Consider the following 20006-nt stretch of genomic DNA (forward strand, 5'->3'; position numbering starts at 1 on the left):
TCATGATGCGTTTCCACGGAAACGCATCATGATCTCATCTGTTTGTTTGAGCATGATCTTTTCGGAAAACCGGTTTCCACTTTTCCGGATCATGCTCTAGTAGCCCCTGACGAAGCCACCTCGTCGGAACGCGCCTGCTCCGGGATAATATCCGCCGGCCCTGCGAAATGCGCCGGCGCCCGGATAGTATCCGCCGCCTCTGCGGAAGCCGCCCGCATAGGGTCCCCTGGCAAAGGCCCCGCGCCTGAAATAGACCTGAGTTGCCTGGGGCTGGTCGGAAATCACCCCCAGCTGGAAGCTCTGTACGTCTTGAGGGCTCTGTTCTTGAAAGCTCTGTTCTTGAGGGCTCTGTTCCTGAGCGCTCAGTTCCTGAAGGCCCTGCTCGCGCACACCACTCAGCAATGCGTCGATACCCTGATGATCGCTTTCGATTGTCGCACCCGGCCCGTGCAGTTGCAGCAGGCTCGCCAAGACCGTCAGCGTAATCGCCATCGTTGAGCTCCTTTTCGCGATATCACAATCGAACGAAATGTCGGCGCGTGCCTTACGCCGGTCGAGCAACTGAAAGTATAGCAGCGGATTTGCAGCGGAGTCTAGGTATCGCGTCTGATGCTGCGCCGCTCAGTTCGCGAGGGGCGAACGACCAGGGCACGCTCTCGCGCGCGCCGGGTTTCGCGCATCGGGCTCGATCCGGATCGACCCGGCGGTCCTCGCGCGATCCCGTTCCGAAAGACCTGCTTCCGAAAGATCTGCGCAATCGCTCATGCGTTTGATCGCGGCCAACGGCGCCGCAATCTGAAGCGGGAGCCGTAGACATGCGCTCGCAATGGCCGCTTTTGCAGGCCGAAGCGGGTCAGTCCGGGTTTGCGGATGAGGGCTCAAATGGCGCTCCCTAGGGATGGGGCAGAAGTGAGTGATTTCAGTGGGTTAAAGAAAAGTTTGGACAGCAACTGCCTTATTGCTTTTCAAAGCGCTTCAGAACGGCTGCCCAAACGTACCCCAGGCGATGAAAGCCGCACCTCATGGCGTCCAAGTGCCGTCGCTACGACTGCAAATCACTTCAAGCGGAAAACTTCACTCATCCAATTTCTTGCTCAGTTCAGCATCGAGCTTGTTCCGGTCGACAGACTGATAGAACGTGATGGGTCTGCATTTTCCTTCGAAATCCGCGAGGACGACGGCTGTCCACGGACTCGTGGTCTCGCCCGAACCGTCGCGGGTGTCCGGCATGACCTTGCGAGCAGCGATCACATACCAAGCGCGACCACCCGTTGCCGCCTTCGCAGCCGCAGCGAACTCGTCCAATATTCCGCGCAGATTTTTGCGCATTTCTTCTTCAGTGTCACCGCGGAGGTATTTTCGAGCCGACTTTCCCGCCTCCCCGTACTCATGATGAATGTTCAACTGCAGTCGGGCATCGTCCACTTCGATCTTGGTCACCCGTGCCACCGCTCCGCCTTCACGAAGATAGTCTCGCACCCGAACGTCGCAGGCAAAAAATCTGTCCGTGGGAGCGGCGCTGGCTGCAGGGGAGACCGCGGCAAGAGCCCGGGTGTTCCTTTTTCTAGAAGCAGCATCCGCAGGCATCGCGGCGATGGCGGCGCTGATGAGCGCCACGGCAAGCACGACTGGACGAGGGGCATTCATGGGTGCGCTGCCAATACGGACTTTTTAAAACGCGCTGGCCGCAGCGTTGGTTCCGCGGCGCGGCCAGTCGGAGCGGTGCTGAGGGCCCGGAGAAGCGGGCGGCGGCGCCTCGGGAACTTTTTCCTCAATACAGGCTTACTCAATATTGTTCGGGACCTTACGGGGGCGGGCTTTTCGACCGTCGGCAGGTCATGGACTCGATTCTCATCAAGATCTTCGCCACGGCGCTTGCCTTCAGCCAGGTCACCACCCGGCCGGATGGTGTCAAGACGGAGTTCGATGCGGTGCGCGACCGCGTCGAGGTGGCGCAGCTCTTGAGTGCCGGCTGCGCCCACATGCGCAAGGCTTTCGACATCGAGGACATCAACCTGGACGATCTGATTGCCACTGCCATGGATGACAAGGAGGCGTTGAGCAGCGAGATCAGGGCACTCAAAGGACTGAATCTGGCCGACCTCCACGTGGCCTACAGGCAGTTCTGCAAGGTCGAAAAAGTTGAAGGCTCTCCGGTCGATCTCGGTCAGGTCATCGCTTTCTACAACAGCGCGGTCAAGGATCTGCCCGACGCCGTGCAGCTTAAGCACCTCAGGCTTCCTGTCACCAGCGTCATCCTCGACAACAAGAGCCAGCGCCTTGCCGAGATTTACGTGCCGAACAATCGCCGAATCTGGGTCAAGCTTGCGGATATCCCAGAAGCGGTGCGCAACGCTTTCATCGCCGCCGAGGACAAGCGCTTCTTCCAACACACCGGCATTGACGAGCGCGGACTGGTCCGCGCCTTCATCGGCAACTTCACGCAGCCGGGCCGGCCGCAGGGCGGCTCGACCATTACGCAGCAGGTCGCCAAGAACCTGCTGGTGGGCAACGACATCACCTACGAAAGAAAATTGCGCGAAATGATCGTTGCCTCGCGGATCGAGCGCGCCCTGACCAAGGCGGAGATCCTCGAGCTCTATCTCAACTCGATTTATCTCGGTCGCGGAGCCTGGGGCATCGAGATGGCGGCGCGCAGCTATTTCGGCAAACCAGCCACGGCGCTCTCCGCAGTCGAGGGCGCCCTGCTCGCCGGGCTCGCCAAGGGACCGAATTACTTCAATCCCGACCACCACCCTGAGCGCGCGCGCGAGCGCCTTGCCTATGTGCTGGGCCGCATGCAGGACGACGCCATGATCGACGCCGCCGCGGCGCAAGTAGTATTGCCGCAGCTCGTGGAGTACCGGCCGACGCGACGGGACTTCGGCTTTCACTTCGTCGATCACATCGGCCGCGAGGCAAAGATGGTCGCGGGCCTCGATACTCTCACCAATTCCTCCTACACGGTGCGCTCGACCGTCAACTCGGCCTTGCAGCGCGTAGTCGAAGCGACATTGCAGGAGGGCCTCGCGCGGTACGAGCTGAACACCGGTCGTTACAAATTTGAGGGACCCGAGGCGAATATTTCCGATGCTGTCCGTCTGATTGCGCCAGACCCGAGGGCCGCCGAACCGGCTTGGCGCGTGGCGTTGAAGACGACGCGGCTACCTCTCTATGACGTTCACTGGGAAGCGGCGGTCATCCTGGAGAATACGCGTGGCAAGCGCGGCCATGCGATCAACGTCGGTCTGACCGACGGAAGCATCCTGCCGCTGAACACCTGGAGCGACGCGATCCGGCGCGGTCTCAAGCCGTACGACGTGGTCTACGTACAGGTGCGCGAAGCCAAGGGTAAGCAAGCGGCGCTTGCCGATCTGCGCATTCGACCGACCGTGCAGGGAGCGGCGCTCGTACTCGGGAACGAAAGCGGCCGCATTCTCGCGATGGCGGGCGGCTTTTCGTATCCGGCAAGCCAGCTCAATCGCGTCGTCCAGAGCCTGCGGCAGCCCGGCTCCACCTTGAAGCCGCTGACCTACCTCGCTGCCCTTCGCAAGGGATTGCAGCCCAACACGCTGGTGATGGACGAACCCATTACGCTGGCGCCGATCGGGGCGACGGTTCACGCGCGCCAGCGCGATTTCTGGTCGCCGAAGAACTACGACGGCGGCGCTATGGGCCCCATTACACTGCGGCATGCGCTGGAAAACTCCCGGAATCTTGCCACCGTGCAACTGCTCGCGACCGGTCTCGACGACAGCGCCGAGCGAGGCCTCGACCGGGTCTGTGATGTCGCGATGGAAGCGCAACTCTACAAAGAATGCACGCGCCACTATCCGTTCGTGCTCGGTGCCCAAGCAGTGCGGCTCATCGACCTTGCGGCGTTCTATGCAGCGATCGCCAACGAAGGCGCACGACCCCAGCCCCATGCGATCGAAACGATCGAACAGGACGGTCGCCCAGTCTACCAGCACGATCCGCATGCGGTCTCCTGGATCGGCCCCGCCGACCGCGCATCGTTTTACCAGCTGAAGTCAATGCTGCAGGGCGTGCTCGCGCGCGGAACCGCGCGCGTGGTAAAGCATCTCTCGCCCTATGTCGGCGGCAAGACTGGTACCACTGATAATTCGGCAGATGCCTGGTTCGTCGGTTTCACAAATGACGTCACCATCGCCATCTGGGTCGGCTACGACAACGGCGACGGCGGGCGCCGCACGCTTGGGCCCGGCCAGACCGGAGCGAAAGCAGCGCTGCCGATGTTCGAGCCGATCGTGCAGGCAGCCTGGGAGCTGCACGCTCCCAGGACGGTGTTGAACGGCCCTTCGCGCGAAGCCATGCATCAGCTCGTTGCTCTGTCGATCGATCCTTATACGGGCGATCCGGCATCGGCCGGCTCCGGGCGCGCTTTCACCGAGTACTTGAAGAGGGATCCATCGGGCAGAATCAATGATTCGCAATTTCGGATTGTCTCGCGTGCCGAACGCTACGCCTATCGTGGCGGTCAGGACGAAAACGACGGGCCATTCCAGCAGTGGTCCCACGATAACCGCCTTTACGGCGATAACGGGCCGCCATTTCCATTCCCGACCTGGCGTCTTGGTCCGCGCGAATATCCCTCCTCGCGCGGATATCCCGATGACGAGGACCGCCTCCCGCGACCGCCGCTTCGAGTCGATCCCGATTATTTCTGGCGGCGGCTGAATTGAGCGTTCACGCCATGAGACTCTACCGTGCCGCTGCCCTCATCGCCGCCTGCGTGGCCGCTTGCACGGGCGCGGAAGCGCAGGAATTCCAGCTGGAGGACATGCCCGGAGCCGCCAGCGTTCCGATCGCGCAGATCAAACCGCTCACAATCATCTTCGCCGACCAACGCAACGACAAGCTCGCCGATTCCTCGACCGGGCTCATTCCTTTCGACGATTGGGCCCGCTCACGTCCGGTTCAGCGGCGCTTCCTCTCGCTCTTCCCGAGCTTCGTTGAGCCCACGCTCAACCAACAAGCGAAGCTAAAGCTCTCGGTCTACCAGGCGGAGGCGCGGTTTCGACTTCCAAGATCGGCAGCGGCAATGGATCTGTCGCGGTATGCGAATGTCGCGTTCCTCGAGCAGATCGATCCGGCAGTCAAGCACCGGCCGATCACGGCGGGCGATGCTGTTCCCAACAAGGACGCGGGCGCCGCGCACAACCGTCCGCCGAATCGCCGCTGGTGCGAGGACGCGAAGGCGATCTGCGTGCAGTCCCGCTACATGTTCGAAGGGAAAATTCCGTCGGGCATTCAGCTTGCCAACAAGCTGCGCGAGGAGAGCAAAAAGCCCATTCCGGATTTCATCGAGTTCCAGAGTGAGATCATGTTGGTCACGCAGCCGCTCCTTGCCGAGTTGCCGAGCCTGACAGGGCTCGATTCCACAGTCACCAGCGGGCTCGAGCAGAACATCTTTTGGGTCAACCAGGTCATCCAGTTCGGCAAGCTGCTTGCGGTTCTGCAACAGCATCCGACCGAGCGGGAAGCCACCATCGCAACGGTCTATATCCTGATTGCGGTCAGGAACGACGTGCTGAACAAGCAAAGGGAATACAGCAATACACCCATTCTGCGGAACCTCGTGCCCGCGCAACTGCTGATGGGCAAGAGCTCCTTCAACAGCGGCGATTCGCTGAGCGCCGGCCTGCCGAAATACGCCAGAAGCCGCATCAAGGCGATCGCCGACATGATGGAGCGGGAATGAGCAGATCGTGTGTGGCGACGAATGGACGCCGGTAGATGGACAAATCGCGTTGCGGGCGAGAGGCGTCTAAGAAACCCCGAAGAACTGGCAAACAGTCACCGAGCCGGGGTAAGACTCCTGCCCACCACCGCTTGCAAGATCAGTCGATCGACGGGTTGACGCTCCCGATCGGGACGCACATCGTAAAATGTCGTGGAATATCGCGTACTTGGCGCTCCCTAGGGGAATCGAACCCCTGTTTCAGCCTTGAGAGGGCTGGAAACAGTTTCCGCCGGAGTTCGCAGTCGTTCGTCATAATATAGCCTTTTCAATAGTTTAGATAGACATCGTTCTTCGTTGTTCGGCTTTGTACGCCGATGCTTATTCGACGGATATTCGACGACTCCGGGTTCGTATGCCATGACAAAGACGCTCACTGAGGCTCAGATCACGACTGCCAAGGCGCGCTCGAAACTGGAACTTGGCGTACATTGGCGCCGCCTCGATGCCGGGGCGCATCTTGGCTATCGCAAGGGCAAGCGGAGCGGCGTTTGGTTCGTGCGCTGGCGCAATCACCATGAAGGAGCCAACTACAAGCAGGCGCCGGTCGGCATCGCCAACGACGTCAACGACAAACTTGCCGAAGGCACGCTGACTTTCGAGCAGGCGGTGACACAAGCGCGGGAACACGTCACCCGGTCCAGAACAGAAGCGGCGGCCCAAGCCGCCGGACCGGCACCCACCGTGCGGACGGCTGTAGAGACATACATCAGGGAACGTAATGCCCGTGATAGCCGACGGGCCGGTCGCGAGGTTCGATCCGATGCTGGTCACCGCTTACGGCGTTACGTTCTTGGTCAAGAGCAGCGTGGTAGCCAGGAAGCCGTTGAGGCCGCCTCTCTCGCCGCAGTCCATCTACACGCGCTACAGGAAGATGATCTTTTGACGTGGCGCGAGGGCCTTCCTGTAGAATTAAAGGCGACGACAAAACAGCGGCTCATAAACGACCTGAAGGCCGGGCTGAATGCAGCATGGCCTCGCCTGTCGGCGGAACAAAAGAAGCTGAACCCGACATTCCCTTCGATTGTGAAAGACGGGTTTAAAGCTGAGCGCATCGATGATGATGATGAGGCATCAGTCGCCCGAGATAACCAGGTCCTTACGGATGCGCAAATCGGCACCCTACTTCGAGCCGCGCGCGAGATCGACGATGAGCAGGGATTTGAAGGCGACCTACATCGCATTGTCGTGTGCCTTGCAGCCACGGGTGCGCGATTTGCGCAGGCGAGGCGGATGCGCGTCAGTGATGCACAACGGGAAGAGCAGCGCTTGATGGTACCAGGTTCCTACAAGGGACGTGGTGGCAACGGTGGCTCCGTTCCAGTTCCGGTGGGCGAAGATGTCATCGAACTCCTGTCGCCAGTCATTTTAGATCGCCCAAAAGAGGCGCCGTTGTTCGAGCGATGGAGCTACGAGCAGGAGGCCGGCAGCATCGTTTGGAGAAAGTCAGAACGCGGTCCTTGGAAGACGGCAGAACTTACTCGTCCGTGGCACGCCATCCGCGATCGCGCAGCGCTACCAGGGGCCATTCCCTATGCGTTGCGACATTCCAGCATCGTTCGCGGCTTACGAAACCGGCTCCCTATTCAACACGTTGCTAAGCTGCACAACACTTCCGTGAAAATGATCGAGCGACATTACGCGAAATATATCTCAACGGCGTTGGAAGATCTCGCGCGGGCGGCAGTTGTCCCCCTAGTACCGCGGCACGCCGAAAATTCGGTTGGGCGTGGATGATCAATGAGACGCGCTCGCCGGCGAACGCTCACTCTTAGTGGCTTCCACCACACGCCTGATAGTATCAGGCTTCAAGACTCGCGGCTTTTCGGACTGAGCCAGTGTAGTCGTCCGTGAAGATCGGCTAAGCGATTGAGGCAGAATCGCATTTGCTGGTGTGGACTGTTTTTGGATTGCAAGGTTTTGATGTTTCGAGCCTCGGAACCTTGCAATTTCATTTTCAGGATTCAGTCGAATCGCCAGTCATGATTCCGTGGTCGCGTCGGAGGTGACGATGCGACCGAAGAAGCAAAGGACGACGGGATCTGGCGATCTGTTCCGGGCCAGGCTGGACCAGATCATCAACATGAAGCACGAGCTGGTTCAGCTCGCCGGCAAGGTCGATTGGGACTGGATCGACGGCGAGATCGCGCCGCTCTACAGCGAGAACGGTCGGCCGGGGATCGCGACCCGCTTCGTGATCGGGCTGCTGCTGCTCAAGCAGATTTACGGCCTGTCCGATGAGGGGGTGTGCGAGCGCTGGGTCCACGACCCGTATTTCCAGTACTTCACCGGCGAAGAGTTCTTTCAGCACGCGTTTCCGCACGAGCGCTCGGACCTGAGCCACTGGCGCAAGCGGCTCGGCGACAAGCTGGAGCTGTTGCTGGCCGAGAGCCTGCGGGTGGCGCACGAGGCCGGCGCGTTACGCAGCCAGGACCTCAAGCGGGTCACGGTCGATACCACCGTGCAGCCGAAGGCCATCGCCTTCCCGACCGATGCCAAGCTGCTGCACGCGGCGATCAGGGGGCTCAACCGCCTGGCGAGGAAGCACGGGGTCAGGCTGCGGCAGTCCTATCTTCGCATTGCCAAGACCGCGGCCATGATGGCGGGACGCTACGCCCATGCCAAGCAATTCAAGCGGCATCAGCGGCAGTTGCGTATCCTGCGCAGCCGGCTGGGCCGGATCATCCGCGATATCCGCCGCAAGATCGAAGGTCAGGCCGTGCTCGAGAACGCGTTCGCCCTCCCGCTCGGCCGGGCCTCGCAGATCCGCTCGCAGCAGCAGCGCCAGCGCGGCTGGAAGCTCTATTCCTTCCACGCCCCGGAGGTGGAGTGCATCGGCAAGGGCAAAGCAGCCGCGCCTTACGAGTTCGGTGTCAAAGCCTCCATCGTCACCAACAACCGCCGTGCTCCCGGTGGCCTGTTCGTGCTGCACGCCAGGGCGCTGCCCGATAACCCCTACGACGGTCATACCTTGCGCGACGTCATCGACCGCACCGAGACACTCACCGGCTGCGCGATCGAGCGGGCCTATGCCGACAAGGGATATCGCGGCCACGACGCACAGAACCCGCGCCGTGTCTTCATCTCCGGCCAGAAGCGCGGGGTCTTCGGTATCATCAGGCGCGAGCTGCGCCGCCGCTCCGCCATCGAACCCATCATCGGACACCTGAAGACCGATGGTCACCTCGGCCGCTGCTACCTCAAAGGCCGCGCCGGAGACGCCGCCAACGTCATCCTCTCAGCCGTCGGCCACAACTTCCGCCGCATCCTCGCCTGGCTGAGGGGTCTTTGGCGCCTCTTCCTGGCCACCCTCATCGCAGCCATCAGCGACCGTTCACCGCTGCAATCGGCTTCTTAACGGACGACAGTGTAGGAGCCAATTCGCGATCGATACGGTAGCCGTGCCATAGTATCAGCTTCCGCACCTGCTCGCGTGGCCGTCATGAGGAGCTGCGAACCTGTCCAGTGTCGGCTGGTATCGTATCGACACCCACCAGAGCCAACAGAGATTGCACAATGACCAGACGACGGCGACCGACCGTCGTCGTGGTAACTCGACCATCCCCGATTAGTTCATAGATCTTGGTCCGCCCAAGACCTGTCGCTTCACAGGCCTCCGCGACGGTGCAGGTCAACCGCTGCGCAAACGGGAGGCGACGCAGATGGCTAGGCGCCGGCATATCTGCGACCGCACTACGTTCAACTTGGACACTGCTTTCGAAGTCCTGACCACGCCGTATCAAGATTACGTCTCCTCCATAATAGAACGAGCTAACCTGAGGCGCGCCGCATTCCACGTCAACGGAAGCAAAGGAGCAGAAGGGAGGGCATTAGCGAACGTCAGGAAGTGTCAGAAAAGACTCGGCTACGAAAGGCAACGTAGACTTTTTTCGTAACTAACATTGCAGGAATCAGTGGCGGCGACGGGTCGCATCGCCCAGTTCTTGCTTGCTCGACACGGCGTCCTTTTGCGCGACGGCGCGCAGGTGAGCGCGGGCAAAGGTACCATCGTCACTCCGCGGCTTGCGTAGGGCCGCATCGGCGAACGTGCGCAGACTTTTTGGCGTGATCGCGGGGCCGATACGCTCGATATGCGCGAGAGCGCGACCGGCGTCGCCGCTCGCCCTATCCCGTACCGCCTTTAGCTCGGCGATTCAATCCTTGAGCGACAGATCACTCACGCCATTCTCGATCCCGTCATAGAGGCGCTTCAACTTCGCTTCGGCCTCGGTCGCCCGCCGCTCCATTTCAGCGACGTGCTGACGGAGCCGCTCAAACCTACTTTCCCGATAGCTGGCGGCCCCTAGGCCTCGTCTCGGTGAACGTGTCCGACCGCCGATATCGGATCGGCGGTCGATTTCAGGAGCGAGGAATCAACGCCGAGGGCGCGAAGTGCTCGCGCGGCCACGCCATGCGACATTCCAGCGACGATTCCGGCGACATGAGCACCAGCAACGGACCATGGTTTTTCCGGATTGCGGCCAGCTCTTGCATGATCTCCCGACCAGAGGGGGCGGCATCATAGATACCGGGACTTGCCGGCATCGGCATATCGCGCGGGGCATCCGCTTTCAGACCGATTGAACGAAGGGCTTCGCCGTACTGCCGTTCGATCGCGCCCTTCAGGGCATCGGGCTCCCCCCTGCCGCGCGGCGAACAGGATGGAAGTGGAGCGTCGACCATGATGAGAGGGCTACGCCGGGCTCGTGACGCAGGGAGGGCGTAGCCCGACCGGAGTTACGAGCCCGGCGTCGGCGCGATCCACAGCGGACCGCGCCGACTGGTGATCGCGGCCGGCTGGTTATGCAAGTGGTTCTTCCGCCAAGAGGAATCACTCGCGTGCCAGGCCGACACATTACCGATCACCAAATGAGGCTCTACATGAAGTACCGTCAGACCGATAGCCCGCCCGTGGCCGCCGCCAAGGCGTCGTTCAGCACCTCGACCGCTTACCGGATCGAGCAGGATCGACGCCTTCCGTCGCAGAAGAAGGCTCCTCGCGGCCGTCGCCGGCCAGATCCCTTGGCCCGCGTATTTGAGACAGAGATCGTGCCGATGCTGAAGGCCGCCCCCGGTGTGCGGCCGGTCACGATCTTCGAGGAGTTGCTCCGACGCCATCCTGAGCTCGGCGCCGGCATCCGTCGCACGCTGGAGCGCCGGATCCGGGCCTGGCGGGCGATCCACGGCGAGGAGCAGGAGGTCATCTTCCGGCAGACCCACGAACCCGGTCAGCGCGGCCTGTCCGACTTCACCGACATGGGCGAATTGGGTGTCACGATCGCGGGCGTGCCGCTCGACCATCGTCTCTATCACTTCCGGCTGGCCTATTCCGGGTTTGAGCACGCCCATGTCGTGCTCGGCGGTGAGAGCTTCATCGCTCTGGCCGAAGGCCTGCAGAATGCCTTGTGGTCACTCGGTGGAGCGCCACGGGAGCATCGCACCGACAGCCTGTCGGCCGCCTTTTGCAATCTCGACCGCGACGCCAAAGACGATCTGACGCGGCGATACGAAGACCTCTGTGCCCATTACGGCATGCGCCCCTCCCGCAACAATCGTGGCATCGCCCACGAGAACGGGGCGATCGAGAGTTCGCATGGCCATCTCAAGCGGGCGGTCGGCGACGCGCTGTTGCTGCGTGGCACCGCCGACTTCGACGATCTCGCTGCCTATCGTGGCTTCATCGATGAGATCGTCAGCCGCCGCAATGCCCGCAACGCCAAGCGGATCGACAGCGAACGTACCGCACTTCAGGATCTGCCGGACCGCCGCACGTCGGACTATGAAGAGGTGATCGTCCACGTGACATCGTCCGGCGGCTTCACCTTGCGCAAGGTGTTCTACACGGTGCCGTCGCGCTTGATCGGCCATCGGCTGCGGGTGCGCCTGTATGACGATCACCTCGACGTGTTTGTCGGCGGCACGCATCTCCTCACCTTGCCGCGCGGGCGGCCGCATCCCAATGGCAAGCACGATCAGGTCGTCGATTATCGGCACGTGATCCATTCCTTGCGGCGCAAGCCGATGGCGCTCCTCAACCTGGTCTACCGCGACCAGCTGTTCCCCCGGGAAGCTTACCGCCGAGCCTTCGACGTCTTGCGCAAACGCTTACCGGACAAGAAGGCCTGCCGGATCATGGTCGATCTCCTCGCACTCGCCCATGAGCGCGGTTGCGAGGCCGAACTCGCCGATCAGCTCACGGCCGACCTGAACGACGGCCGGCTGCCCGACCTCAACCGGCTACGTACTCACTTCGCCCCGGATCCCGCCCAGATGCCGAACGTCGTGGTGCGCCTCGCACCGCTCGCCACCTATGAATGCCTCATCGGTACTGCCGAGATCGGAGGTGCCGCATGAGCACAACCAACGTAGTCGACACCGCGCGCCTCAATCTGTTGCTCAACGAGCTGCGGCTGCCCGCCATCAAGGTGCTGTGGCCGCAATTTGCCGAGCAGTCCGATAAGGAAGGCTGGCCGGCGGCGCGCTTCCTCGCCACCATTGCAGAGCACGAGATCGCTGAACGCAGCCGTCGCCGCATCGAGCGCCATCTCGTCGAGGCGCGGCTGCCCACCGGAAAGACCTTTGACAGCTTCGACTTCGAAGCCGTACCGATGATCTCCAAGGCGCAAATGACCGCGCTCGCCGCCGGCGACGGCTGGTTGAACAAGGGCGCCAATCTGCTGCTGTTTGGTCCGCCCGGTGGCGGCAAGAGTCACTTGGCAGCAGCAATCGGCTTGGCTCTCATCGAGAACGGATGGCGCGTCCTCTTCACCCGCACCACCGATCTCGTGCAGAAGCTCCAGGTGGCGCGCCGCGAACTCAACCTCGAGGGTGCCATCAACCGCCTCGATCGCTTCGATCTCGTTATCCTTGACGATCTTGCCTATGTCACCAAGGACCAGGCCGAGACCAGTGTGCTGTTCGAGCTCATCAGCGCACGCTACGAGCGACGCTCTTTGCTGATCACCGCCAATCAGCCCTTTGGAGAATGGAACAAGGTCTTTCCGGACCCAGCTATGACCCTCGCGGCGATCGATCGCCTTGTTCACCACGCCACCATCGTCGAGATGAACGTCGAGAGCTATCGCAGGCGGACTGCCCTCGAGCGAAAGCGTGGTCCAGGGCGGCCACCGGAGCACGCGACACAAAAAACGCTCGCTTGATTGACGCTCCGCGACAATCAAAGCAAACAAAACTCTTGCGCGCGACAATCATCGCGGCGATCATCATCGCGCCGCGACACTGACTCGCCATCCTGATCGCCGCGCTCTTCCGACCCAGATCGTCGCGCTATACCCCCCGCCCAGGTGCCGTCCGGAAGATCGAGTGAGGCCAGCAAGAAGTGTTCGGCCCCAGGCTCCCGCTGCTGATCCTGCAAGGCGTAAGTTTCCGCCCTCTCGCAAAGAAACTTAATGGTGCCCATGTCGTTGAGCTTCGATCCGATGCCTTTGAACATGACAATCCTCTTACATAGAGCTGTTGCGTGTCGCCACGTCTGAAAGTCGTTTGTCGGCGGCCTGTTTGGTGATCCCTAAAGCTTGGGCGATCGTCGACCACGACAAACCTTGGCGTAGGGCCGAGCGGACGGCTTGGCGTTCGATCCTGTCCGCCAGTCGGCGCAAAGCTACGACACCGGCGAGCGCTTCCTCAGGGTCGGTCGGGAGAGAGGGAGGGAGATGTCGCGGCGATGTAGCCACGCGATTTCAAAAGATTCTCTGCCGCCGCACGGACTGGGGCGTGGTTGTCAACAACGGAAATCACAGGCATGGGTAAGACGAGCCTCCTGAAGGAGGAATAGCGGCTGCAAGCATTAGCCGCCTTCGGCGAAAATGGGCTCGACTGATGAAATTGTAAAATCATACTTCGGTTTGTTCAGGACGATTGGCGCGAATTCCCAACGTCCCAGTCATTCTGATCAAGTCGGCCAGCGACCGTGCACGCATCTTCCTCATTACGTGTCCCCGGTAGATCTTGACCGTAATCTCGGCGAGCCCAAGCTCGGCGGCTGCCTTGTTCATCATGCCGGTAGCGACCAGTTTCATCACCCCCTGCTCGCGCGGGGCTTGAGCTCTCAAATCGAGACTGGAGGTTCGCGACGATCTGCTGAGCCTCTCGTCTTTTGCGATCGCGTTCGGTCGCTGCAACCACGGCATCAAGCAGTTCCTGATCGCGAAACGGTTTGCTGAGAAAATCGACCGCTCCTTCCTTCATGGCCCTGACGGTCATGGGAATGTCGCCATGGCCGGTAATGAAATGATCGTAATATGTATGTTCAACCTCGCTAGCTCGGTCTGGTAGTCAAGGCCGCTCAAGCTCGGAAGCCGGACATCGAGAACTAGACAGCTAATAACGTCCGGAATTGTGCTCTGCAGCATTTCGCGCACCGATCCGAATGCAAGACGCCTAACCCTACCGATTGAAAAAGGTTCGTAAGCGAGCGACGCATGGAGATGTCATCCTCGATGATGAAGACAACCGCCTTTGTCGAGGACTCGGCATTGCTGACTTCACCCGGCGAGTCAAATCGTCCTGTCACGAGACGGCCTCCTTATGCAGCGGTAGGGCAAACTGGAAGGTCGCGCCCGGTCCATTTTTGTGGACCATTGACAGCCGTCCGCCATGAGCTTCCACGATCGACCGGCAGATCGAAAGACCCATTCCAAGGCCACTCGATTTAGTGGTGAAGAAAGGATCCAAGACGCGGTCCGCGTCGATCTCGGCGATGCCGACGCCGCAATCGGTCACTGCAAGCTGGATGTGCCCCAGATCGTCCTTTGATGATTGAATCAGCAGTTCGCGCGTCCGGTCGGTAACTGCGTCCATGGCTTCGATTCCGTTCATCACTAGGTTGATGATCACCTGTTGTAGCTGAATCCGGTCGCCGAGGATCGTAGGCAACCCTGCCGTCAACTCGGTGCGTAACGTCACTCGGTGGCTCACCAGCTCTCGTGTTACCAGCGCAATGACCTCCTTAACGAGCTCATTGATGTTGAGCGGCACCATCTCAATGTCGCCTTTCTTCGCGAGCGCGCGAATACGACGGATCACCTCGCTTGCCCGGATTGCGTCTTCGATGATCCATTCCACCGAAGAGCGCGCAGCGGAAAGATTAGGAGCTTCCCGCCCCATCCAACCGAGGCACGCATCGGCGTTGCTGATAATAGCGGCGAGTGGCTGGTTTACTTCATGGGCGATGGAAGTTGTTAGCTCTCCTAAGGTCGTTACACGCGTTACATGCGCAAGCTCCGCTTGTGCCTTTCGTAGTTCTTGTTCGGCTTGATCGGCGCGAATGGTCGCGGTGATGTCAGTGCTGACGCCCCGATAGCCGAGAAAGTTCCCCTTTCCATCGAAAAAAGGCTTGCCACTCGTGCGGACGTAGATCGGAGAACCTGTCCGATTCACGGTGCGGTAGACGAGATCCCGAAACGGAAGATGGGCCTCCAATGTCGCCCGATGCTGCCGCCGCTTCTCGGGCTCCTCTTCGACGTCGCACGCAAGGTCACAGCGAAGCAGGCCGATCAATCCTGTCGCCAAAAGTCCCGCAGCGCTGGTGTGCTCGGATAAGCGAGTGACCTGAAGATCCGGCCCAGTTTCCCAGAGCCAATCGGAAGCTGTTTCGGCGTAGTCGCGAAAGCGCTGTTCGCTTTCGCGCAGCGCGGCAAGTGTGTTTTCCAGGCGTTCCCTAGCTGCGTGTTGCCCGGTGACATCCATATGTGTTCCGATCAGCTCGCTGACTTTACCATCGCTGCCGACCACCACGTGCGCAACGGAGTGTATGCGTCGTATCCCGCCATCTGGTAGAAGGATACGAAAATCATATTCGAACCGCCCCTCCTTGTGCTCAATCGCCTGGCGCTGCACCTCCTCCAGCCGTGGCAAGTCGTCCGGATGGATGCGCGATCGGATGGTCTCGATCGATACCGGCTCTTGTGGGCGAAAGCCAAACAGACGATCGACCTCGGCGGAGCGATACACGAAATCTAGACCGTAGACGTCCCAGGACCAGCTGCCCGTGTGACTGAGATGCTGAGCTTCGGCTAGATAAGCCTCGTTGCGGCGCAGCTGTTGTTCTGCTCGCCTAGCCGCCGTAATATCCGTAGCTGCCCCAACAAACTCGATCTCACCAGAGGCTGTTCTCGTCGCTCGCGCCTGCGCATGGATGTGCTTTACCGAGCCGTCCGGTAGCAGAAGCCGGTATTCGTGCTCGAAATCGCTCGGGTCTCGCATCGCGCGATCAATAATTTCTTGAACCGAAGCCCTATCATCTGGATGAGTGCGCTCAACGACGAGCTGCGGCCCCAGCGGCACTGTCTGGCGATCTAATTGGAAAATCCGAAATGTCTCCTGTGACCAGAAGGCTTCGCCCGTAGTGGGGTTCCAGCTGAAGCTGCCTGTGTGACTCAACTCCTGCGCCTGGGCCAAATGTGCTTCGCTCCGCTGCAGGGCAAGTTCGGTCCGCCTTCGCTCCGTGATATCTTCGCAGGCGATAAGGACAATGGGCTGCTTATCCGCCCAGAGCATAGCTTTGGCGCTTTCACGTACCCACAAGACCGAGCCGTCCTTCCTGACCTTCTGGACGTCCCAAGTGCGCGTTTGTCCGACGTCCTTCAGGCACGTCCGAACGCACGCGCGATCCTCCTCGAGAAATACCTCCAGCACGGACTGACCGATCAGTTCAGCACGAGCATAGCCGAGTTGTGTCGCGCCGAATGTATTGACGTCGAGGACAGTGCCGGCTTCATCGACCATGAAGTACATGGCTGGATTGTGCTCGAAGATGGCGCGCCACCGCTTTTCGCGATCCTCCAAATCGGCCGCACTCCGCTGAAGCTTGGCCGCAATCACACGCGCAGCCTCTCTTTCCTGACGGAGCGTACCGATCAAGTGCGCTCCCACAATCGAGGCAATAAAGAATGCAACAACCACGGGCAGATCTCGGGGGGCATCGATTCGCAGGCTGAACGCCGGCGGCGCAAAGTAATAAGCGAGAGCAGCAATGGCTACGATGCAAAGCGCGGACGACGCGACGAAGCTGCCCATCAGCGAAAACAGCAAGACCACTAACAAATAGGCGAACGCCGTCGCGGCGAAATGCGCCTGAAGGTACAAGCAGGCTAGTGTTACCACGGCGAGCGTTATGCTGCCGGAGGTAAACTGAAGGGCTGAACGTTCTAAACTGCTGATTTGGCTACGCATTGTGATACGTCCGGCCTATTCTCCGGCGGGAGAGCTATAAGATTTTAGGGCGCGTACTCATAAAGCCGGGACAATACCGGGCGTCAGGTCGGTTGTCCGCGCAGTTCCGGTTCAGGTGATTAAGCGGGTTTGCGGCGCAACCATCCCTTCATTTTGAGACCGTCCCGCCCGTTGAGAGCAAGAAGTGTAATGTTTGTTGCGCCCGCGATGAGCTCGATCGCCTGCACAGCATAGAACATGGCATCGAATTCTGCCGCCTGAGCCTTCGACGCAAGGAAGAGCGCAGACGGAATAAGAATCAGGATGCCGTTTCCTGCAATGAATGGCATGCGCTTGAATTTGGCCCCGATCGGTCCGGCCCGGCGCCCCATTGCCAAGATGACACCTGTACCGCCGGTGGCAGCGAGCGCCGGAATCAGCAACAAGAAGCCCCACGGTATGGTGCTCTTAACCGCGGCAACTGTGGCATGGGACGCGAACAGCTCGCTGAGTACCGTCGATAGCCAAAATGTGCCGATCGTTGCGATAGCCAAGGCACCAGCGATAGGATGGATCAACTTGATCATGAGTATCTTCCCTTCCTAAAAACAGCAGGGCTAGGCAACGCAGATGCCGCGCACGGCAACTTTCTGGAACAGATGAGGGGAAGCTATCGCGGAGGCCGGATAGCTGGCTATTTTTGCTAGAAAGTCAGGATGGGTGAAGGCCGCGCGGAAGTGTGCGGTGGATTCCCAGACGGCGTAGTTCAGATAGGTCGAGCTGTCGCCGAGAGCTCTGTGCAGCTGAGTGGAAATGAAGCCCGGCTGTCGCTTCATGAACGCTGCGTCGTCCTGCCAGGTTTTGAGAAAAGCCGCCTCATCGGCTTTGTCGAGAGTGAATGGGTTCACCAGGACGACCGAATTTGCCTCAATAGCGATCTGGCGGTCGATCGGGAAGGAAGGGTCGAGTGCGCGTAGCAGCGACATGAGTGGCTCCATTGCTATTTAGCATGCGATACCTAATTGGTATTATGCCTACATGACAGATTGACATTATAATGTCAATATAAAACAATGGTGACAAATGAAAAGAGCCAAGCGAACCCCCGAGGGTGACGCCCTGACCGACCTTGTTCTCGATCTCTTCAGGCTCGACAGCCTACTTCTGACGGCCGGCGACCGTCTGGTCGCGCCGCTTGGCCTAACAAGCGCACGCTGGCAGGTGCTTGGCGCCATTGTGTCCGCCGAACGTCCCCAACCGGTCGCTTGGCTCGCACGCGACCTCGGCGGCAATCGTCAAAACGTGCAGCGGATTATCAATGATCTACACAGGGAGGGCCTCGTATCTTTTGAGGTCAACCCGCATCACCGACGGGCGCAGCTCGTCGTGCTCACTGCGAATGGACAGCGCGCCTTCGAAGCCGCAATGGAATTGCAGGCTCCCTGGATCAACGATCTTTCAGAAGGGCTGTCGGTCAAGGATATAAGGATTGTCCATCGCGTGATCACGGCCTTGCGAGATAAGCTTGAGGGCGGCCGTGAGGACAAGTTGGCCTGACATGGCAAAAGCATTGTGCTCGGCCCGGCGCCCGTGATTCAACTTCCCAAACTGGGGCTTCGAATCATTGCGCCATGACCTAAGGGACTACGAATGGGCACTTATCAAGTCTATGCTACCAAACAAGACGCGTGGAGTTCCTCGGGTAAACGACTGACGCGTCCTCATCTTCTGCGTCGTGCGATCTGGGGCACCTTGGCGCGATTTGCCGGATCATTTTGGTCCTTACACTACCTGCTATAACCGCTTTGTTCGCTGGCGTGGGCCGGTCTCTGGAGCCGAATCATAGATACACTCGCCGCTGCTCACGATGCGGCGGTCCAGATGATCGACACTTCTATTGTCCCCGTTCATCAGCACGGAGCGTGCATCGCCAAGAACCAGAGGCAATCGATAGGACGGTTACGGCAGACCAGCAAGATTCGTGCGCTTGTAGATGGCAATGGCCTCCCCGTACGGCTGCCACTGACGCCTGCCGTCGTATTCGGTGGCCGGCATGACGCCGTATCCGCCCCTGCCGGTGCGGAAGATAACGACGCAGACCATGAGGGTGGGCGAGGTTCTATGCATTGGCGAAGGCAAGGCTTTGAGACATCTATCCGGCTCCTGTTCTTAGGCGGGGACCATCCCCGCCCGACAGGCACCAGTCGCGTGGTTGTCAGGGCTGCATGGCTCTCGGCTGGAACGTCGTTGCCGTCACAGTGCGGTGGCTGATCGGCTAGAATGGATTGTAAGTCGATGTGCGGTTGGGAGGTCGACACGGCGGAGTTCAAAGGGCCGCCGACCGTTCACCGATCGCACCACCATGCTGGACATTGGCCTGTAGGAGCGGTGGATAGGAAGTTACTGCAAAATCTATTTCGATCGGACCGAGGTCTATGGCGCAAAGTCCGTCGTTCCCGATCATTTCTGCGCTCTTCTAGGAAAGCGACCGAGCCATCAGGCCGTCGGTCGATGAAGAGGCGGAAAGTTCCAACGTCGTCTACAAGGCGCCCAGAGCGGTCTTGTCGCGTTTGGATCTCTTGGGCTGCCACGGCCAGTACGGCGCGTGAACGGCTGGAGGCTTAGCTCGCAGCGACGCGCGAGACTGGGACGAATACTGCGCCGATGGCGATTGGGCAGAGGAGACGGCCGCGGCACTGCGCTCATTCTTTGTCGAGGATTGGTATCGGCGCGGGCACCCGAAGTGCTGGCGACCCTCTACACGCGCGAGGAGGCGACGGACGAGATCGATCGCCGGATGCGTGATCGCGACGGCGAAGGCCGGCTTTGGTTCGACGGCTATGGATCCTTGATGAGCCTTCGGGCTTTGTTGGATGCCTGCGCTGACGTGCGGCACGTCATCACGGCGCTGATCGGCGGCGGTTGGATCTAGTCGGGCGCCAGCATTTGCGCTGACAAGAGAGCTTCCGCTCCCCTTGATCCCCGTCGGCTGGCAACAACGGTCATTCTTGCCGAGGGCAGCACGGACATTCGGATATTACAACGCTCGCTCACGGCGCTATTTCCAAGCGAA

General features: G+C 60.2%; 16 protein-coding genes, 1 tRNA gene and 2 pseudogenes. 9 read left to right on the forward strand and 10 right to left on the reverse strand.

Going from position 1 to position 20006, the window contains the following annotated elements; translation table 11 throughout:
• Positions 1–96: 96 nt before the first annotated feature.
• Complete coding sequence (locus tag ACE10X_RS34875; protein WP_038388607.1) at positions 97–492, reverse strand: hypothetical protein; 396 nt, start codon at positions 490–492, stop codon at positions 97–99.
• 582 nt (positions 493–1074) lie between these two features.
• Positions 1075–1647, reverse strand: a complete 573-nt coding sequence (locus ACE10X_RS34880; protein ID WP_038388608.1) for a hypothetical protein — start codon at positions 1645–1647, stop codon at positions 1075–1077.
• A 191-nt stretch (positions 1648–1838) separates the two neighbouring features.
• Here ACE10X_RS34880 and ACE10X_RS34885 point away from each other — a divergent pair, with 191 nt between their 5' ends.
• A complete protein-coding gene (locus tag ACE10X_RS34885) occupies positions 1839–4703 on the forward strand; it encodes a penicillin-binding protein 1A (RefSeq protein WP_038388609.1) in 2865 nt (954 codons plus the stop codon).
• Positions 4700–5722, forward strand: coding sequence for a hypothetical protein (locus ACE10X_RS34890; RefSeq protein WP_304556826.1), 1023 nt, complete (start codon positions 4700–4702; stop codon positions 5720–5722). Before ACE10X_RS34885 ends, ACE10X_RS34890 begins: the two co-directional genes overlap by 4 nt.
• Before the next feature lie 209 nt (positions 5723–5931).
• Here the strand turns inward: ACE10X_RS34890 and ACE10X_RS34895 are convergent.
• Positions 5932–6003, reverse strand: a tRNA-Glu gene (locus tag ACE10X_RS34895).
• A 118-nt stretch (positions 6004–6121) separates the two neighbouring features.
• Between ACE10X_RS34895 and ACE10X_RS34900 the strand changes: the two genes are divergently transcribed.
• A complete protein-coding gene (locus tag ACE10X_RS34900) occupies positions 6122–7498 on the forward strand; it encodes a tyrosine-type recombinase/integrase (protein ID WP_018273347.1) in 1377 nt (458 codons plus the stop codon).
• A 274-nt stretch (positions 7499–7772) separates the two neighbouring features.
• Positions 7773–9119 (forward strand): IS5 family transposase, encoded by a 1347-nt coding sequence (locus ACE10X_RS34905; RefSeq protein ID WP_026191834.1) that lies wholly within the window; start codon positions 7773–7775, stop codon positions 9117–9119.
• Between the two features lie 82 nt (positions 9120–9201).
• Here ACE10X_RS34905 and ACE10X_RS34910 read toward each other — a convergent pair whose 3' ends face one another.
• Positions 9202–9441, reverse strand: a complete 240-nt coding sequence (locus ACE10X_RS34910) for an excisionase family DNA-binding protein (RefSeq protein WP_035632478.1) — start codon at positions 9439–9441, stop codon at positions 9202–9204.
• Between the two features lie 679 nt (positions 9442–10120).
• Positions 10121–10444: a hypothetical protein gene (locus tag ACE10X_RS34915; protein ID WP_375763442.1), complete on the reverse strand. Its 324-nt coding sequence runs from the start codon at positions 10442–10444 to the stop codon at positions 10121–10123.
• A gap of 120 nt (positions 10445–10564) precedes the next feature.
• Between ACE10X_RS34915 and istA the strand changes: the two genes are divergently transcribed.
• Both istA and istB read left to right on the forward strand, forming a co-directional pair.
• The gene (gene istA, locus ACE10X_RS34920) at positions 10565–12115 is read left to right on the forward strand and encodes an IS21-like element ISBj11 family transposase (RefSeq protein WP_080586188.1); all 1551 of its coding nucleotides are present in this window, start codon (positions 10565–10567) and stop codon (positions 12113–12115) included.
• Positions 12112–12921 (forward strand): IS21-like element ISBj11 family helper ATPase IstB, encoded by an 810-nt coding sequence (istB, locus tag ACE10X_RS34925; RefSeq protein WP_016842034.1) that lies wholly within the window; start codon positions 12112–12114, stop codon positions 12919–12921. Before istA ends, istB begins: the two co-directional genes overlap by 4 nt.
• A gap of 17 nt (positions 12922–12938) precedes the next feature.
• Here istB and ACE10X_RS34930 read toward each other — a convergent pair whose 3' ends face one another.
• From ACE10X_RS34930 to ACE10X_RS34950, 5 genes and pseudogenes are all read right to left on the reverse strand, one after another.
• The gene (locus ACE10X_RS34930; protein WP_375763443.1) at positions 12939–13214 is read right to left on the reverse strand and encodes a hypothetical protein; all 276 of its coding nucleotides are present in this window, start codon (positions 13212–13214) and stop codon (positions 12939–12941) included.
• A gap of 400 nt (positions 13215–13614) precedes the next feature.
• Positions 13615–14294: pseudogene (locus ACE10X_RS34935) on the reverse strand (response regulator transcription factor).
• Entirely contained in the window at positions 14291–16954 is a 2664-nt protein-coding gene (locus tag ACE10X_RS34940; protein ID WP_018273349.1) for a PAS domain S-box protein, read from the reverse strand. Before ACE10X_RS34940 ends, ACE10X_RS34935 begins: the two are co-directional and overlap by 4 nt.
• Before the next feature lie 119 nt (positions 16955–17073).
• Positions 17074–17520 carry a hypothetical protein gene (locus ACE10X_RS34945; protein ID WP_016848243.1) on the reverse strand — a complete coding sequence of 149 codons (447 nt, stop codon included), beginning with the start codon at positions 17518–17520 and terminating at the stop codon, positions 17074–17076.
• A gap of 30 nt (positions 17521–17550) precedes the next feature.
• Positions 17551–17931, reverse strand: a complete 381-nt coding sequence (locus ACE10X_RS34950; RefSeq protein ID WP_016848244.1) for an antibiotic biosynthesis monooxygenase — start codon at positions 17929–17931, stop codon at positions 17551–17553.
• Between the two features lie 85 nt (positions 17932–18016).
• On the opposite strand from ACE10X_RS34950, the gene ACE10X_RS34955 reads away from it, so the two are divergent.
• The 3 genes and pseudogenes from ACE10X_RS34955 to ACE10X_RS34965 all read left to right on the forward strand — a co-directional run bounded on the left by ACE10X_RS34955 (position 18017) and on the right by ACE10X_RS34965 (position 19865).
• The gene (locus tag ACE10X_RS34955) at positions 18017–18490 is read left to right on the forward strand and encodes a MarR family winged helix-turn-helix transcriptional regulator (protein ID WP_016848245.1); all 474 of its coding nucleotides are present in this window, start codon (positions 18017–18019) and stop codon (positions 18488–18490) included.
• A gap of 67 nt (positions 18491–18557) precedes the next feature.
• Positions 18558–18973: pseudogene (locus tag ACE10X_RS34960) on the forward strand (IS5 family transposase); the annotation flags it as partial.
• Between the two features lie 703 nt (positions 18974–19676).
• Positions 19677–19865, forward strand: a complete 189-nt coding sequence (locus ACE10X_RS34965; RefSeq protein ID WP_016848248.1) for a hypothetical protein — start codon at positions 19677–19679, stop codon at positions 19863–19865.
• Positions 19866–20006 lie beyond the last annotated feature (141 nt).

This window comes from Bradyrhizobium sp. Pha-3, assembly GCF_042258325.1.
Classification (GTDB): domain Bacteria; phylum Pseudomonadota; class Alphaproteobacteria; order Rhizobiales; family Xanthobacteraceae; genus Bradyrhizobium; species Bradyrhizobium elkanii.

Excerpts from the sequence above, each read along its gene's own strand:
- ACE10X_RS34875 (WP_038388607.1), bottom strand. The coding sequence starts at position 492 with ATGGCGATTACGCTGACGGTCTTGGCGAGCCTGCTGCAACTGCACGGG.
- ACE10X_RS34880 (WP_038388608.1), bottom strand. The coding sequence starts at position 1,647 with ATGAATGCCCCTCGTCCAGTCGTGCTTGCCGTGGCGCTCATCAGCGCC.
- ACE10X_RS34885 (WP_038388609.1), top strand. The coding sequence starts at position 1,839 with ATGGACTCGATTCTCATCAAGATCTTCGCCACGGCGCTTGCCTTCAGC.
- ACE10X_RS34900 (WP_018273347.1), top strand. The coding sequence starts at position 6,122 with ATGACAAAGACGCTCACTGAGGCTCAGATCACGACTGCCAAGGCGCGC.
- ACE10X_RS34905 (WP_026191834.1), top strand. The coding sequence starts at position 7,773 with ATGCGACCGAAGAAGCAAAGGACGACGGGATCTGGCGATCTGTTCCGG.
- ACE10X_RS34910 (WP_035632478.1), bottom strand. The coding sequence starts at position 9,441 with ATGCCGGCGCCTAGCCATCTGCGTCGCCTCCCGTTTGCGCAGCGGTTG.
- ACE10X_RS34915 (WP_375763442.1), bottom strand. The coding sequence starts at position 10,444 with ATGGTCGACGCTCCACTTCCATCCTGTTCGCCGCGCGGCAGGGGGGAG.
- istA (WP_080586188.1), top strand. The coding sequence starts at position 10,565 with ATGCAAGTGGTTCTTCCGCCAAGAGGAATCACTCGCGTGCCAGGCCGA.
- istB (WP_016842034.1), top strand. The coding sequence starts at position 12,112 with ATGAGCACAACCAACGTAGTCGACACCGCGCGCCTCAATCTGTTGCTC.
- ACE10X_RS34930 (WP_375763443.1), bottom strand. The coding sequence starts at position 13,214 with ATGTTCAAAGGCATCGGATCGAAGCTCAACGACATGGGCACCATTAAG.
- ACE10X_RS34940 (WP_018273349.1), bottom strand. The coding sequence starts at position 16,954 with ATGCGTAGCCAAATCAGCAGTTTAGAACGTTCAGCCCTTCAGTTTACC.
- ACE10X_RS34945 (WP_016848243.1), bottom strand. The coding sequence starts at position 17,520 with ATGATCAAGTTGATCCATCCTATCGCTGGTGCCTTGGCTATCGCAACG.
- ACE10X_RS34950 (WP_016848244.1), bottom strand. The coding sequence starts at position 17,931 with ATGGAGCCACTCATGTCGCTGCTACGCGCACTCGACCCTTCCTTCCCG.
- ACE10X_RS34955 (WP_016848245.1), top strand. The coding sequence starts at position 18,017 with ATGAAAAGAGCCAAGCGAACCCCCGAGGGTGACGCCCTGACCGACCTT.